Raw genomic sequence first — 15213 nt, 5'->3', positions numbered from 1 at the left:
ATTATTTGAATTGATGAATCTCTTCTATATAATAATGACATGAGTTGTTAACTTTTGTAACATCACATGACAAAGGGAGGTTCTGAATGAAAAACAAAGGGGTTGGAATACAGGCTGTTTTTCTGTTGTGTCTGATCATCGTGTTGATGGCAGGGTGTGCTGCGCCGAAGAAAGTGTCAGAAGCCAGCGGAAGTGCGAAAAAAACAGTTGATATCGACACAAGCGGGGATTCAGTGAAGGTCGGGATTCTTCACTCACTAAGCGGGACAATGGCGATCAGCGAAGTGTCCGTCCATGATGCAGAGTTAATCGCGATTCAAGAAATCAACCAAAAAGGCGGAGTTCTCGGCAAAAAGCTTGAACCCATCGTGGAAGACGGCGCTTCAGACTGGCCTACATATGCGGAAAAAATGAGAAAGCTGCTTCAGCAAGACAAAGTGGCTGCTGTTTTTGGCGGATGGACATCTGCTAGCCGCAAAGCCATGCTGCCGGTTGTGGAGCAAAACAATGGGCTGCTGTTCTATCCGGTGCAGTACGAAGGAATGGAGACATCACCTAATATTTTTTATACCGGAGCAACGACGAATCAGCAAATTGTGCCGGCTGTCGATTGGCTGCTCAAAAATAAAGGTAAAAAGTTCTTTCTGATCGGATCAGATTACGTGTTCCCGAGAACAGCCAATAAAATCATTAAAGCACAAGTAAAAGCGGACGGAGGAGAAATTGCCGGTGAAGAGTATACGCCGCTAGGCCACACCAATTACAGTACGCTCGTCAGCAAAATCAAAGAAAAACAACCCGATGTCATTTTTAACACATTAAACGGCGACAGCAACGTGGCGTTTTTCAAACAGCTGAAAGATGCGGGGATATCGGCTGATGATATGCCTGTCATGTCGGCAAGTGTCGCTGAGGAAGAAATTAGGGGGATCGGTCCTGATGTGCTAAAAGGACATTATGCGGTGTGGAATTACTTCCAGACAACCAATACGAGCGAAAATCAAACATTCGTGAAGAACTATAAAAAAATGAACGGCGATAGCCGGGTGACGAGCGATCCGATTGAAGCCGGCTATAATGCGGTCTATCTCTGGGCAGCGGCAGTTGAAAAAGCCAAGTCCTTTGATGTCGATAAGGTGAAGAAAGCGGCTGACGGGATTTCATTCAAGGCCCCGGGCGGCACAGTGAAAATTGACGGGGATACACAGCATCTCTACAAAACGGTCAGAATCGGGCAAATCACGGGGAATGGACAGTTTAAAGAAGTATGGAACTCAGGTGAACCGGTAAAACCTGATCCATATTTAAAAACGTACGACTGGGCAAAGGGGTTATCTAAATAAATTAAAGCCGTTTGCGGGGGAGGAGGCGGAGCATGTCTGTCGTCGTTACTCAATTATTTAACGGGATCAGTCTCGGTTCTATTTTAATTCTCATTGCGATTGGATTGGCCGTTACATTCGGTTTGATGAACATTATTAATATGGCGCACGGTGAGCTGATTATGGCAGGAGCCTACACGACATATGTCGTTCAGCAGCTGTTTTTAAGCTATTTGCCGGCTTCTCTGTTTTCTTACTATTTTTTAATCGCGATCATCATGGCGTTTGCGGTTGCGGCGTTTATTGGGATTGTCATTGAAAAAGTGATTGTCAGGCGATTATATGACCGTCCGCTCGACAGCCTTTTGGCGACGTGGGGGGTGAGCTTGATACTGCAGCAGGCAGCAAGATCAATTTTTGGCGCGCCGAATGTGGCCGTCAAATCACCTGAGTGGCTGACGGGAGGGGTGACGCTGTTTTCGGTTACCTTTCCGTATAAAAGGCTGTTTATTTTGGCGCTCGTTCTTTTTACGCTGGCACTGCTCGGTTTCTATTTATTTAAAACCTCTGCGGGGCGGCGGATGCAGGCAGTTACGCTGAACCGGAGCATGGCATCGTGTCTCGGCGTATCTGTGAGAAAAACAGATACATTGGCTTTCGCGCTCGGAAGCGGACTGGCCGGTATCGCGGGGAGCTCACTCACATTGCTTGGTTCGATCGGGCCTACTCTCGGTTCCTCATACCTCGTCGATGCCTTCATGATCGTCATATTAGGCGGAATTGGAAAATTAAAAGGCACCATTATCGGCGCGGTGACGGTCGGTTTGCTGAGCACATTCGTTGAGTATTCCACAAGCGCTACGATTGCAAAGGTAGTCGTTTTTGCATTTATTATTCTCTTTCTGCAATGGCGGCCTTCAGGTCTTGCGAGTGTCAGAACGAGATTACTAGATTAGGAGGGAACCGGATGAAGCGGTTTTCACAATTCAGTCCGTATCTGGTGATGTTTGCCCTTTTTATCGCCGCTCCGTTCTTTCTGCAGGAGTTTCGATTAGGGCTGTTGGCGAAGTTTTTATGCTTCGCGATTGTGGCGGTCGGCATTTGCCTGATTTGGGGATATACAGGCATTTTGAGTTTGGGGCATGGCGTCTTTTTCGGGTTGGGCGCTTACTGCATGGCCATGTACTTAAAAATAGAAGCCTCACCGTCAGGCATTCCTGATTTTATGGAGTGGACCGGCGTCAGTGAACTGCCGTGGATATGGGCAATGTTCAGGCATCCTTTTGCTGCGATTGCTGCAGCCGTTATTGTTCCTGTTTTTTTGGCCTTTTTACTCGGTTACTTTACCTTCCGCAACAACATAAAGGGTGTTTATTTTTCGTTGATCTCTCAGGCTGTTGTGGTTGTTGTTGTCACACTGTTCATCGGCAGCCAGGACATCACCGGCGGCACGAATGGCCTCACGAATTTCTTTACCGTTTTTCAATATGCTCTGGCCGATCCTGCAATAAAGCAGATTTTGTATTTTACGACAGTCTTTTTCCTCGGTGTTTCTGTCATGTTTGCTTTGTTTCTGACGAGAAGCCGTTTTGGGCGGCTATTGCAGGCGGTGCGCGACGGAGAAAGCAGAGTCCGTTTTTTCGGATATCACTCCACCGTTTTTAAAGTGTTTATTTACTGTGTATCTGCTGCGATGGCGGGGATTGCCGGGATGCTGTTTGTGCTTCAGGATGGGATGATCTCGCCGGAAATGATGGGCATCATCCCTTCGGTGGAAATGGTGCTGTGGGTCGCAATCGGCGGCAGGCATTCCATTTTCGGGGCGGTGCTTGGCGCGCTGTTAACGAACTGCATGAAAAGCTATTTAAGCGAATATTACCCTGACATTTGGCTGTACTTCCTCGGCGCGCTGTTTATCATTGTGGTGCTCTATATGCCAAAAGGGATTGTCGGGCTGTTCGAGAAGATTAGAACCCAGCTTTCTTCCTCGAAAAAGAAAGGAGCGGCTACTTATGAAACCGATACTTACCTGCCGTGACGTGAAGGTTGAGTTTGACGGATTTTGGGCCTTGCAGGGCGCTGATATCAGCGTGCAGGAACGTGATATCCACTTTTTAATTGGGCCGAACGGCGCCGGAAAAACGACTTTGCTGGACATCATTTGCGGAAAAACGAAGCCGCATTCAGGCGAAGTGCTATTTCAAGAAACGAATGAACTGACAAAAGCGCGGGAATATCAGATCGCCAAACTGGGGGTCGCCAGAAAGTTTCAGGCTCCGAGTGTTTTTATGCAGCTGACTGTGTTTGAGAACCTCGAACTTGCCATGAAACAGAAAAAAACGATCCTTTCACTGCTGACAGCTCGTATGACAAAAGAGCAAAGTGACAGGATCATAGACATCCTGCGGCTGATTGGGTTAGATGACAAATGGGATCTAACAGCTGGCAGCCTGTCACACGGACAGAAGCAATGGCTTGAGATCGGCATGCAGCTCGCCATGGAGCCGAAGCTTTTGCTGCTGGATGAACCGATTGCCGGCATGACAGGAAAGGAGCGGGAAAAAACCGGAGCCCTGCTTGAAGAAATTGCAAAAACGTGCTCTGTTCTGATTGTCGAGCACGATATGGATTTTGTGCGCTCGTTTTCCAGAAAAGTCACGGTCATGCATGAAGGCAAAGTGCTTTGTGAGGGGCCGATGGATGACATCACAAGCAATGAAGAGGTGGCAGAGGTGTATTTAGGAAGGAGCGGTGTGTCATGATTGCCGTCAGGAATGTAACGTCCGGTTACGATCAATCGATGGTTTTGCACAGCCTCAGCATGGAGGTTCGCGAGGGGCAGATTGTCGCTGTATTAGGCCGAAACGGAGTCGGCAAATCCACCTTGCTGAAAACAATCATAGGCCTGCTTCCGGCAAAACAGGGGGATATTTGTTTTAATCAAACGTTTGTTCAAAACGAAAAGGCGGAAACACGGGCAAGAACGGGAATTGCGTACGTTCCGCAGGGAAGAGACATCTTTTCCTCCTTAACCGTTCGTGACAACCTGCTGCTTGGGGAAGAGCCGCTTCCGAAGAAGGAGCGAACGGGGCAGGTCAAGGAAGAGATTTTTCAATGGTTTCCTGTCTTAAAGGAGATGCTTGACCGCAAAGGCGGCGATTTAAGCGGAGGCCAGCAGCAGCAGCTTGCAATTGCCAGAGCGCTGATGGGAAATCCAAAAATTATTTTACTTGATGAACCAATGGAAGGAATTCAGCCATCAATTATCGAACTAATCAGACAAGTTATCGTAGAAATTTCCAGAAAAAAAGACATTTCCGTTGTTTTAGTCGAGCACAGTCTGGAAAACGCGTTAACATGTGCTGACTACCTTTATGTGATCGACAGGGGAACGGTTGTCGACCATGGAAAGGCCGATGAAGAAACGGCACGCCGCTTTGAAAGGCATCTTACCGTATGACCCGGTACTTGAAGAAAGGGAGGTGATGTCCCGCCTGCATGCTCCACAAATTCGTAGTAACCGCATCCGCTTTATATGACAAAAGAAGGAGGATTACAGATGAAACTGACACCGGTTGAACAAGAAAAATTGCTCATTTTTGCAGCGGGGGAATTAGCCAAACAGCGAAAGGCGCGGGGCGTTCTGCTGAACTATCCTGAGGCTGCCGCTTATATCACCTGCTTTATTATGGAAGGCGCGCGTGATGGGAAGGGAGTAGCAGAGCTGATGGAAGCCGGCCGCCATGTGTTAACGGAAAAAGATGTGATGGAGGGTGTGCCTGAGATGCTGGACAGCATTCAGGTAGAGGCCACATTCCCGGATGGAGTAAAGCTTGTTACGGTACATCAGCCAATTTCTGCGGAGGTGAAGTCATGAAGCCGGGGGCATTTCAAATTGCTGAGGGAATGATAACGATTAATGAAGGCCGTGAGACACGGGAGATTACGGTAAAAAACACCGGATCACGCTCCATTCAAGTCGGCTCGCATTTTCATTTTGCGGAAGCAAACGGGTCTTTATTATTTGACCGTGAGCTGGCGATCGGCATGCGCCTTGATGTTCCTTCGGGCACGTCGGTCCGTTTTGAGCCTGGAGAGCAGAAAACGGTCACACTTGTGGAAATCGGGGGACGCAAGACAATTAGAGGCCTGAACGGAATGGCCGACACGTTTATCGATGAACGCGGCAAAGAAAAAACGTTGGCCAACTTAAAACAAGCCGGCTGGATGGAGGGTGTAATCCGATGAAAATGTCACGGAAGGAATATGCGGAGCTGTTTGGCCCGACAACGGGCGATAAAATCAGATTGGGCGACACGGATTTATGGATCGAAGTCGAAAAGGATTTCACAGTCTACGGTGAAGAAATGATCTTTGGCGGTGGAAAAACGATCCGCGATGGCATGGGCCAAAACGGCAGAATTACAGGGAAGGACGGCGCTTTGGATTTGGTTATCACCAACGTCGTGCTATTGGATTACACAGGCATTGTCAAAGCTGATGTCGGTGTGAAGGATGGCCGGATTGTCGGCGTCGGAAAAAGCGGAAATCCTGATATCATGGATGGTGTCGATCCGCATATGGTCATCGGAGCGGGTACAGAGGTGATTTCCGGTGAAGGCAAAATTTTAACAGCCGGGGGAGTGGACACACACATTCATTTTATTTGTCCGCAGCAGATGGAAGTTGCGCTTTCTTCAGGTGTGACGACCCTTTTGGGAGGCGGAACAGGACCCGCAACCGGCAGCAAAGCGACCACTTGTACATCCGGCGCATGGTATATGGCGAGAATGCTGGAAGCGGCCGAAGCATTTCCAATCAATGTCGGCTTCTTAGGGAAAGGGAATGCATCCGATAAAGCGCCGCTGATCGAGCAGGTGGAAGCCGGCGCCATTGGCCTTAAGCTTCATGAAGACTGGGGCACGACGCCAAGCGCCATTAAAACGTGTATGGAAGTTGTGGATGAGGCTGATATTCAAGTTGCCATCCATACCGATACGATTAACGAAGCGGGTTTTTTGGAAAACACGCTCGACGCGATTGGGGACCGGGTCATTCATACCTATCACATTGAAGGTGCAGGCGGCGGCCACGCCCCGGATATTATGAAGCTTGCCTCTTACGCGAACATTCTGCCGTCATCTACAACGCCAACCATTCCTTATACCGTTAATACGATGGATGAGCATCTTGATATGATGATGGTCTGTCACCATTTAGATGCGAAAGTGCCTGAAGATGTGGCGTTCAGCCATTCCAGAATCAGAGCTGCGACGATTGCCGCAGAGGATATTCTCCATGATATCGGTGCGATCAGCATGACATCATCGGATTCCCAAGCGATGGGACGGGTCGGTGAAGTGATCATCCGAACGTGGCAGGTAGCCGATAAAATGAAAAAGCAGCGAGGCGCTCTTGCCGGCGAAAACGGAAACGACAATGTGCGCGCAAAACGGTACATTGCCAAATACACGATAAATCCGGCAATTACGCATGGGCTCAGCCATGAAGTCGGCTCGGTAGAAAAAGGGAAGCTTGCCGATCTCGTTCTGTGGGACCCGGTATTTTTTGGCGTAAAACCGGAATTGGTCTTAAAGGGCGGCATGATTGCACGTGCGCAAATGGGAGATCCAAACGCTTCCATCCCGACTCCTGAACCGGTTTTCATGCGCCAAATGTATGCGTCTTACGGAAAAGCCAACAACTCAACCTCGATTACATTCATGTCACAGGCAAGCATAGAGCGGGGTGTGGCGGAAAGCTTAGGGTTGCAAAAAAGAATTTCTCCTGTCAAAAATATCAGAAAGCTGAGCAAGCTGGATATGAAATTGAACTCAGCTTTGCCGAAAATTGAGGTTGATCCAAAAACCTATCAGGTCTTCGCTGATGGGGAGGAATTGTCTTGCCAGCCTGTCGATTATGTTCCACTTGGACAAAGATATTTTTTATTCTGATAAGACGCGGCCGGAGTGCATCCGGCCGTTATATTGACTAAAAACGGTGCACAAAACACGTGTATTTAGTGTATATTAGATGTTGACAAACGAACTAAATGTAACTATTATAGTTACAACGGTGGTGAAAAAACATGATTAACAGCCGTCTTGCTGTTGCCATTCATATTTTATCCCTCATCTCGATGGATGAAAAAACATCTTCAGAAATCATTGCTGACAGTGTCAACACGAATCCGGTAGTGGTCCGAAGAATGATCAGCCTGCTGAAAAAAGCTGATATTCTCACCTCACGCGCAGGTGTGCCTGGTGCAAGCCTCAGAAAAGATCCAGCTGATATTTCTCTTTTAGAAGTGTACCGGGCTGTCCAAAAGCAAGAAGAACTCTTTGCGGTTCATGAAAACCCAAACCCGAAATGTCCGGTAGGGAAAAAAATTCAGAACGCCCTGGATGAAACGTTTGAAAGTGTCCAAAGAGCGATGGAAAATGAACTGGCAAGCAAGTCATTAAAAGATGTTATGAATCATCTCTTTTAATCAAAAGGGATGACTTCTCACCGCTAACATGTAACTAAAATTGTTACAAATAAGGGGGAAATGAAAAATGAAAATTGGAATTATCGGGGCAAGCGGAAAAGCAGGAAATGAGATTTTGAAAGAAGCGAAAACAAGAGGCCATGAAGTGACTGCCATCGTCCGAAGCGCTTCAAAAGTGCAGGAACAGGACGTAGCGGTTTTGGAGAAAGATGTGTTTGAACTGACTGCAGAAGACATCAAGCCTTTTGACGCGGTCGTAAATGCTTTTGGGGCAGCGCCCGGCCAGGAACATCTTCATGTAGAAGCAGGCAGAGCACTCATCAGCATATTAAAAGACGCGAAGCACACAAGATTGCTTGTTGTTGGCGGAGCGGGAAGCCTGTTTGTTGATGAAGCCAAAACAATCCGTTTAATGGATACGCCGGAATTTCCGAAAGAATATTTGCCAACTGCATCAAATCAAGGCGAGAACCTGAAAGACTTGCAGCAGACAGACTCTATTTCCTGGACATTCCTCAGTCCTGCGGCATTTTTTGATCCGGCAGGAAAACGGACTGGCTCTTACCAAAAAGGGAAAGACAATGTCATCGTAAATGCCAAAGGCGACAGCTATATCAGCTATGCAGATTATGCCATTGCCGTATTGGATGAGCTTGAACAACCTGCACACAAAAATGAGCGCTTCACAGTAGTAAGCGAAGCGGAATAATAAAAAACCCGGAGCCAGCTCCGGGTTTTTCTCATTAATAAGTGCTGTACGTATCGCTGAATATGCCGTCAGCAATCCCAAGCATGAAAAAGATAAAGAAGGCGATGATCGCAAGAATGGATACAGCAATGCTTACGATCAAATAAATCCCTTGCATCTTTACGAATTTTGCGTAATTCTCCAGCATTAAGTCTTCAGACTGTCCGCTATTGTGTTCAGCCATTTGGCCTGCTTCTCTAGCTGACCTCATCAAAAAGATGCCGGAAATAATTTGAAGCACGCCCGGCACAGCACCGATTAGAAAAAAGAACGCGCCTGAAAGCGCGGTAATTGCGCCCATAATAATAAATAAAATGCCTGTAGCTTTTCCCCATTTTGAAATGCTGATGAGGGTTTTGTTTATTGTTTCAGGATTCATGTATAGTAGCTCCCCTTTACAAAAAAATACTCACTTTTCTTTTATACACTATTTGTGAGAAGTTTTGTATATAGAAAACAACATTTTTGGGATTGACCCTAACGCTGCGTGATTGTTTACGATAAAAAAGAGGAGGTGTTATGTATGAAATATCAAGTCAAACAAGTGGCGGAAATATCGGGCGTCAGCATTCGGACGCTTCATCACTATGACCATATTGAGCTTCTGATTCCTTCAGCGCTTACTGATGCTGGGTATCGATTGTACAGTGATGCAGATCTGGAACGACTACAGCAGATTTTATTTTTCAAGGAAATTGGGTTTCGTCTGGATGAAATTAAAGAGATGCTGGATCATCCGAATTTTGACCGGAAAGCGGCGCTTCAGTCGCAAAAGGAAATATTGATGAAGAAAAAACAAAGAATGGAAGAAATGATTCAAACAATAGACAGGACGCTTTTGTCCGTTGATGGAGGGGAAACGATGAATAAGCGGGATTTATTTGCCGGATTAAGCATGAAAGACATTGAAGAGCACCAGCGGACATACGCTGATGAAGTCAGAAAGCTGTATGGAAAGGAAATCGCAGAAGAAACAGAGAAAAAGACGTCTTCTTACTCGGCAGATGATTGGCGGTCGATCATGTCTGAATTCGATTCGATTTACAGACGAATTGCGGCACGAATGAAACATGGGCCCGATGATACAGAGGTTCAGGCCGCAGTGGGGGCATTTCGCGATCATATTTGCCAATATCATTACGATTGCACACTCGACATTTTCAGGGGACTTGGAGAAGTGTATATCACTGACGCGCGATTTACTGATTCGATCGATCAATATGGAGAAGGTCTTGCCGCTTTTTTGCGGGAGGCGATCATTATTTACTGTGACCATCAAGACAAAACCCGGCCGTAAAGGCCGGGTTTTTGGCGCATCTTATAAGATCGGCGACAACAGCCGCGAGACGGATTCTTTTATTCGAATCCACAACGGGCGCTGCAGGTACTCCTCATAGGTGAATTTTCTGGATACTAGCAAATCTTCTTTAAAAGTTGAAACCAGTTTTTTAGCAATGGTGATATCGTAAATAAATGCATTCACCTCAAAATTCAGCCTGAAGCTTCGGACATCAATGTTCGCTGTGCCGACTGAAGCGATTTCGTCATCCACCACGATTGTTTTCGCGTGAATAAAGCCGTTATCATAAATATAGACAGTCGCTCCGGCTTTCAGCAGATCGCCGATGTATGAAAGCGTGGCCCAGTATACGAAGGCGTGATCAGGCTTGTTCGGAATCATAATGTTGACGTCAATGCCCGAAAGGCAAGCGATCCTTAATGCATCCAGAAGGCTTGCATCCGGGATAAAATAAGGCGTTTGAATCAAAATGGAACGCTTGGCGTTCGATATCATTTTAATGTAGCCATTTTTAATTTGTTCCCATTCCGAATCAGGGCCGCTTGTGACAATCTGCATCCCGACGTTGCCTTTTGGGCCGTAATCAGGAAAGTGATTCGGAATATATGTCAGCGTATGGTGATGTGAAGCTTGGTTCCAGTCAAGGATGAACCGTGTTTGGATGGCGTGCACGGCCGTCCCTTGCAGCCTGATATGCGTATCCCGCCAATAACCGAATTTCGGATTAAGCCCCAGATACTCATCTCCGACATTAAAACCACCGACATAACCGGTCATGCCGTCTATGATCACAAGCTTTCGGTGGTTCCGGTAATTCAGCCGCAGGTTAATCGGCCTGAGCTTTGAAGGAAAAAAGACCTCCACATGCCCGCCAGCCTCGCGAAGCTCTTTAAAAAACTTTTTTCTCAGCGTTCTGGACCCGAGTTCATCATAAAGCACTCTGACCTGAACACCTTCTTTCGCTTTTTGGATGAGAGCGTCCCGCAATTTTTTGCCTAATTCATCACCTTTATAAATATAATACTGTAAGTGGATATGATCCTTAGCCTTTGAAATGTCATTCAGCAGCCGCTGAAATTTATCCCTTCCGTCTGTAATGACGTCAACTGAATTATCCTCTGTAAACACAGCATGATTATTCATGATCAGCATATAAATTAAATCTTTGTTATCAAAGGTTGCCCGGTTGTTGAACTGGAATTGCTTGGTTTCTAAATCTTCAAGCTGATGCTTCAGCAGCCTTTCGATTCCAATCTTTTTTCGGTCTTCCCATTGAAACAAATGCTTGCGTCTAAGATTATGGCCGAATAATAGGTATAAAATAAAGCCTAAAACGGGAATAAAGAAAAGAACAAGCAGCCACGCCCAAGATGCGCTGGCATCGCGCCGTTCTTTGAAGATGACAACGATCGCCAAAAGAATATTTAAAATGAAAAAAAGTGATAAAAGGATGGAAGAAATACTCACTTTGTAACCCCGCTCATTCATATTTATCAAGAAGATTGCCATTAGTATTCCATGAATAACAGTAATCTGATTCCCATTACAAATTATAACACTCACATTTTAAAAGAATAAAGAGCGGCGATCCAGATTCTTCGTGAAAAATACGGGCAGATTTCTTTAAAACCGGCTTGCACCTGCGTTAAAATAAACACATATGATAACGTTCGTGAAGCCTTGCAACAACAAATAAAGGGGGAGGATAACATGAACTTTTACAGAGTCGAACAAATGCCGGGGTTCATCAAAACAGAAATGCAAAAAATTCAAAAGGCTGTACAGCCTTTCATGAAAAAAACCGTCATTTACCGTTTTCTTGCTATTCCGCTTGCTGCATTCTCTCTCTTTAATTTAGCTGCTTTTCTATTTCACGCTTCAGCTGACAGGGGATCCCTGATCAGTGCGGGCATATTCGCTCTTTTGGCGGCGCTCGGGCTGGCGTTTTTTAAAGAGGCAGGCTATCAGCACAAACAAATCCAAAAAACGGTTCACATCTATATGCTGAACAGGATCAAAAAGAGCGACATCCTTTCAGAAGAACGGAAAAACTCCTACGCACGACAGATAAAGGAAGAACCGTTTGCGATGCGGAGTTTTGTTGAATTTTTGACTGAGGAAGACAGACGCAAGAAAATGTATGAATAAAAGCTGCACCCGGATTGTTGGATTTTACAATCGGGTGTTTTTTTGTATGACTTGGAATACGGACAAGAGTTGTTATTTATTTTTGGGTAACAGCGTTGCTTTATTGATTTCCTCTACTAGTGATGCCTGGTCGATCCATTTGGTCGACACATCTTGATTTATCTTTGAAATGTGCCGGTTTTCTGTTAAATAATCTCTTATCCGGCTGAAATAGAGCGGTTCGTTTTTAACATCCAGGTTTTGATATATTTGTTCAAACAATTCTAAGTCTTTAGGTTCATCTAGGGTTAAACGCCAAGATGGATAATGGAGTTCTTTCGGCAGGCTTACTTGATTGATGGTAAATAGGGAAGGATTGTTTACAAAATAAAAAGAAAGATATTCTGTATGGGTTAACGGTTTTGGCTGCTGCACAAGCCGCTGAAGAGCTTCAACTGTAATAATATTCCCGGAAATTCCTGCTGAACTTGAAAGTTCCTGTGTATAATCTGCTCCTTTTTGCAAGTGCTGTTCAATTAAATATTGAAGCACTTCAGGTGAAACCGCTGGACAATCGCCGGTCACCCGGATAATGATATCGGCTTTTGTTAACGCCGCGGCTTCAAGCATTCTTTCTGCCACATTTTCGGGGGAGCCTCTTACGATTCTGACCTTTCCATTTAGAGTGAAAGCTTCAAGCGGATCGTCATCAGGAAGATTAGATGTTGCCAACACAACTTCGTCAACAGAAGGGACAGCCAGACAATTGATTAAACAGCGCTCGACAGAAGGAATTCCATAAATCGGGAGCAGTGCTTTTTTTGGCAAACGGGTCGATTTTAACCGGCATATTACCGCAATCGTAATTCTTGGATCTTTAATATCGTTGGGTGTAATTGGCTGGTTTAACGATAAATCAGCAGTTGCGACTTGAGGAAAAGTGTCTTCGGCTTGTAAAGGCATCAGTGCATTCTCATTTCCGCATCTTTTGTAACTCGTTTTTTCCAGTGTTATTATTTCTCCTTTTTTTATATCCCGATTGGCAATCACACGTAATGTGGAATCATGCAAATACTTTCTTTCAGATTCATTTACTTCAGTTGACCCCGCTGCAATTTGGGCCTGCTTGAGCTTTTCCGTCATTAGTTTGAATTCGTTTGGCTCTAGTGAAGAATAATAATCAAACCCTTTAGCTGCCCGGTTTAGGGTTATATGTTTTTCAATAACAGAGGCCCCTGAGAAAAACGCATAGACAGGAAGGTCGGCTGCAAGCGGATGATCTGCGTCAATGTGATCTGCAAATCCAATTTGAACCTGGTATCTTTCTTTTAGATATTGAACCCGTTTTAGGTTAATATCCTCTAATGTTGTCGGATATCCTTGGAATCCGTGCATGAGTATGAGCTGATTGTCCATATGTTGTTTTACTAGCGGCATCAACTGATCGATCTCTTCTTCATACCACCCCCCAACTCCGATGAGCACAGGCTTCTCAGTCATACCTATCGTTTTCATGATCTCCGTGGATTGAAGGATAGTTGTTGGAAGCTTAATGCCATCAATGTCACGCTGCAGGTGCGAAAAAAGCTCTGCTCCCCATGAATCGAAAATATCCACCCATATTTCTAATCCAAGCCTTTTTCCATATGCGACACAATTTTTCCATACGTCTTCATTCAAAAACAGCTCGATATACGACTCGTAAGCAAAAAAACAAGGTGTTGCAATACAGTCATATTTAAACCACTGAAATTTCACACCATCTGCTCCGCTTTCAGCGGCAGCCTTGATGAGTGCTCTGAGGTTCTCCTCTTTTCCTTGATGGGCGTTTGCGATTTCAGCTATCACTTTTACTTTTTCCGAAGGGCTGTTATTTTCCAAATGTCCCACTCCCTTATGTTTATTGAGACAAACCTGCTGATGCCGCTTTCGAGTTGAAACACCGAGTCATTTTAATAGATTGTATGCTTGCTTCAAGACTTGGTGTTTACGCCAGCCTGCTTTGATTGACAATTTTACGGAAAATCGACAAATAAAAAAGGCATGGTTCCGTTTGATCCGGAACTCATGCCCTGTCCTGTTTCATCATTATTCAAACACCGGATCGTCCTCATAATAGTAAGAATCCGGATCATCATACGAAGGGGTATTTTCAAAAGCAGCAATGCCGATTATTACCAGCACGAAAATGGCTACAATGATTCCGATCAGGCAGGTGACGATACTGGATGCTGCGTAAAACAGCTGCATTTTAATAAATGTCGCGTAATTTTCAAGCATGCTTTCGCCAGCGCTGCCAGCTAGATTTCCTTCGGCTTCAGCGGCTGCTTTTGCAGAGCGCATTAAAAATACGCCTGAAATAATGAGCAGTACGCCCGGAATGGCACCAATCACTGTCATTAAAGCAGACAGAGTAACAAGCGATCCCATAATAATGAACAAGATGCCGGAAATTTTGCCCCACTTGGCAATGGCGGATAGCGACTTGACAGCAGAGGCGCTCAGCTGGCGGCTCTCATTTTCCGCAGGCGCAGTCTCCTGCTCAACGGGGCTGTTTTCTTCATTATGATTTTCCATTTCGTTTTCATCTTTATCCAAACTAATCATGACAGCTCTCTCCCTAAAATTTTTAAATCGTATCTTTTCCCGTCCATTTCGGCGATGCCGGGGAATAGTCCCCATTCTGCAAACCCGTGCTTTTCAAACAGCTTCAGGCTTGGTTTATTATGTCCGAAAATGAAGGCCATAAGTGAGCGGATGCCAAGATCCGGCGCAATGCAGAGCGCTTCCTGAAGCAAAAATGATCCAACACCTTTGCCGCGGCATGCTTCGTCAATGTATATGCTGACCTCCGCAGTTTTATTATAGGCCGGCCTTCCATAAAATGTTTCAAAACTGATCCAGGCAGCGACGTTTCCGTTTTCGTCCTCGGCAACATAGAGCGGACGTGACTCTGTATGTCCCAAAAACCATTCCATCCGATCTTCAGGAGTTACCGGTTCGGTATCGGCTGTTACCATTCGAGAAGCAATCGTTGAATTATAAATCGCAACAACAGCCTCCAGATCTTTATGTTCAGCAAGACGCAATGTCATGTTCATGCGTATTTGGCACTCCTCTCAAAAAAAATGACATATTTTCGTATTAGTCTGCGCAAACTACATCTAAAAAAAGTTTTTTTGGATAGGTGTATATATTTTCAGAAAAGTGTTCAGAATGTTGCTGA

Annotated in this window: 17 protein-coding genes; 12 read left to right on the top strand and 5 right to left on the bottom strand. The window is 45.4% G+C overall.

Features of this window, described 5'->3' with window-relative positions; translation table 11 throughout:
- Positions 1-86: 86 nt before the first annotated feature.
- The 10 genes from urtA (at position 87) to JQX68_RS18775 (ending at position 8521) form a co-directional block, all read left to right on the top strand.
- Complete coding sequence (gene urtA, locus JQX68_RS18820; RefSeq protein ID WP_041055818.1) at positions 87-1343, top strand: urea ABC transporter substrate-binding protein; 1257 nt, start codon at positions 87-89, stop codon at positions 1341-1343.
- A gap of 32 nt (positions 1344-1375) precedes the next feature.
- Positions 1376-2278, top strand: coding sequence for an urea ABC transporter permease subunit UrtB (gene urtB, locus JQX68_RS18815; protein ID WP_017696018.1), 903 nt, complete (start codon positions 1376-1378; stop codon positions 2276-2278).
- Positions 2279-2289: 11 nt separating this feature from the next.
- A complete protein-coding gene (urtC, locus tag JQX68_RS18810) occupies positions 2290-3360 on the top strand; it encodes an urea ABC transporter permease subunit UrtC (protein WP_041055814.1) in 1071 nt (356 codons plus the stop codon).
- Entirely contained in the window at positions 3335-4084 is a 750-nt protein-coding gene (gene urtD, locus JQX68_RS18805; RefSeq protein ID WP_041055812.1) for an urea ABC transporter ATP-binding protein UrtD, read from the top strand. The genes urtC and urtD overlap by 26 nt, the downstream gene beginning before the upstream one ends.
- A complete protein-coding gene (gene urtE, locus JQX68_RS18800) occupies positions 4081-4782 on the top strand; it encodes an urea ABC transporter ATP-binding subunit UrtE (protein ID WP_069838537.1) in 702 nt (233 codons plus the stop codon). Before urtD ends, urtE begins: the two co-directional genes overlap by 4 nt.
- Positions 4783-4881: 99 nt before the next feature.
- Positions 4882-5199: an urease subunit gamma gene (gene ureA / locus JQX68_RS18795; protein WP_003227724.1), complete on the top strand. Its 318-nt coding sequence runs from the start codon at positions 4882-4884 to the stop codon at positions 5197-5199.
- A complete protein-coding gene (gene ureB / locus JQX68_RS18790) occupies positions 5196-5570 on the top strand; it encodes an urease subunit beta (protein ID WP_134975004.1) in 375 nt (124 codons plus the stop codon). The genes ureA and ureB overlap by 4 nt, the downstream gene beginning before the upstream one ends.
- On the top strand, positions 5567-7276 hold the full coding sequence (gene ureC / locus JQX68_RS18785; protein WP_040081564.1) for an urease subunit alpha: 1710 nt from the start codon (positions 5567-5569) through the stop codon (positions 7274-7276). The genes ureB and ureC overlap by 4 nt, the downstream gene beginning before the upstream one ends.
- Before the next feature lie 134 nt (positions 7277-7410).
- On the top strand, positions 7411-7812 hold the full coding sequence (locus tag JQX68_RS18780; protein WP_014665691.1) for an Rrf2 family transcriptional regulator: 402 nt from the start codon (positions 7411-7413) through the stop codon (positions 7810-7812).
- Positions 7813-7879: 67 nt separating this feature from the next.
- Positions 7880-8521: an NAD(P)-dependent oxidoreductase gene (locus JQX68_RS18775; RefSeq protein WP_103031153.1), complete on the top strand. Its 642-nt coding sequence runs from the start codon at positions 7880-7882 to the stop codon at positions 8519-8521.
- Between the two features lie 34 nt (positions 8522-8555).
- On the opposite strand, the gene JQX68_RS18770 is transcribed toward JQX68_RS18775, so the two are convergent.
- Positions 8556-8939: a DUF5362 family protein gene (locus JQX68_RS18770; RefSeq protein WP_014665689.1), complete on the bottom strand. Its 384-nt coding sequence runs from the start codon at positions 8937-8939 to the stop codon at positions 8556-8558.
- A 144-nt stretch (positions 8940-9083) separates the two neighbouring features.
- Between JQX68_RS18770 and mta the strand changes: the two genes are divergently transcribed.
- Positions 9084-9857 carry a transcriptional activator Mta gene (mta, locus tag JQX68_RS18765; protein ID WP_103031152.1) on the top strand — a complete coding sequence of 258 codons (774 nt, stop codon included), beginning with the start codon at positions 9084-9086 and terminating at the stop codon, positions 9855-9857.
- A gap of 21 nt (positions 9858-9878) precedes the next feature.
- Here mta and cls read toward each other — a convergent pair whose 3' ends face one another.
- Positions 9879-11327, bottom strand: coding sequence for a cardiolipin synthase (cls, locus tag JQX68_RS18760; RefSeq protein WP_040081569.1), 1449 nt, complete (start codon positions 11325-11327; stop codon positions 9879-9881).
- A 243-nt stretch (positions 11328-11570) separates the two neighbouring features.
- Here cls and JQX68_RS18755 point away from each other — a divergent pair, with 243 nt between their 5' ends.
- On the top strand, positions 11571-12008 hold the full coding sequence (locus tag JQX68_RS18755; protein ID WP_014665686.1) for a DUF5392 family protein: 438 nt from the start codon (positions 11571-11573) through the stop codon (positions 12006-12008).
- Positions 12009-12080: 72 nt separating this feature from the next.
- Here JQX68_RS18755 and JQX68_RS18750 read toward each other — a convergent pair whose 3' ends face one another.
- The 3 genes from JQX68_RS18750 to JQX68_RS18740 form a co-directional block, all read right to left on the bottom strand.
- Entirely contained in the window at positions 12081-13868 is a 1788-nt protein-coding gene (locus JQX68_RS18750; protein WP_081483649.1) for an N-acetylneuraminate synthase family protein, read from the bottom strand.
- Positions 13869-14075: 207 nt separating this feature from the next.
- Complete coding sequence (locus JQX68_RS18745; protein ID WP_014665683.1) at positions 14076-14594, bottom strand: DUF5362 family protein; 519 nt, start codon at positions 14592-14594, stop codon at positions 14076-14078.
- Positions 14591-15082 carry a GNAT family N-acetyltransferase gene (locus JQX68_RS18740; RefSeq protein WP_082032966.1) on the bottom strand — a complete coding sequence of 164 codons (492 nt, stop codon included), beginning with the start codon at positions 15080-15082 and terminating at the stop codon, positions 14591-14593. Before JQX68_RS18740 ends, JQX68_RS18745 begins: the two co-directional genes overlap by 4 nt.
- Between the last annotated feature and the right edge of the window lie 131 nt (positions 15083-15213).

Origin of the sequence: Bacillus sp. LJBS06, assembly GCF_016924995.1 — a bacterium.
GTDB classification, from domain to species: domain Bacteria; phylum Bacillota; class Bacilli; order Bacillales; family Bacillaceae; genus Bacillus; species Bacillus stercoris.
This window is presented reverse-complemented; position numbering and strand designations above follow the sequence as displayed.

Coding starts and splice junctions, on each gene's coding strand:
- urtA (WP_041055818.1), top strand. CDS start 87: ATGAAAAACAAAGGGGTTGGAATACAGGCTGTTTTTCTGTTGTGTCTG.
- urtB (WP_017696018.1), top strand. CDS start 1,376: ATGTCTGTCGTCGTTACTCAATTATTTAACGGGATCAGTCTCGGTTCT.
- urtC (WP_041055814.1), top strand. CDS start 2,290: ATGAAGCGGTTTTCACAATTCAGTCCGTATCTGGTGATGTTTGCCCTT.
- urtD (WP_041055812.1), top strand. CDS start 3,335: ATGAAACCGATACTTACCTGCCGTGACGTGAAGGTTGAGTTTGACGGA.
- urtE (WP_069838537.1), top strand. CDS start 4,081: ATGATTGCCGTCAGGAATGTAACGTCCGGTTACGATCAATCGATGGTT.
- ureA (WP_003227724.1), top strand. CDS start 4,882: ATGAAACTGACACCGGTTGAACAAGAAAAATTGCTCATTTTTGCAGCG.
- ureB (WP_134975004.1), top strand. CDS start 5,196: ATGAAGCCGGGGGCATTTCAAATTGCTGAGGGAATGATAACGATTAAT.
- ureC (WP_040081564.1), top strand. CDS start 5,567: ATGAAAATGTCACGGAAGGAATATGCGGAGCTGTTTGGCCCGACAACG.
- JQX68_RS18780 (WP_014665691.1), top strand. CDS start 7,411: ATGATTAACAGCCGTCTTGCTGTTGCCATTCATATTTTATCCCTCATC.
- JQX68_RS18775 (WP_103031153.1), top strand. CDS start 7,880: ATGAAAATTGGAATTATCGGGGCAAGCGGAAAAGCAGGAAATGAGATT.
- JQX68_RS18770 (WP_014665689.1), bottom strand. CDS start 8,939: ATGAATCCTGAAACAATAAACAAAACCCTCATCAGCATTTCAAAATGG.
- mta (WP_103031152.1), top strand. CDS start 9,084: ATGAAATATCAAGTCAAACAAGTGGCGGAAATATCGGGCGTCAGCATT.
- JQX68_RS18755 (WP_014665686.1), top strand. CDS start 11,571: ATGAACTTTTACAGAGTCGAACAAATGCCGGGGTTCATCAAAACAGAA.
- JQX68_RS18745 (WP_014665683.1), bottom strand. CDS start 14,594: ATGATTAGTTTGGATAAAGATGAAAACGAAATGGAAAATCATAATGAA.
- JQX68_RS18740 (WP_082032966.1), bottom strand. CDS start 15,082: ATGACATTGCGTCTTGCTGAACATAAAGATCTGGAGGCTGTTGTTGCG.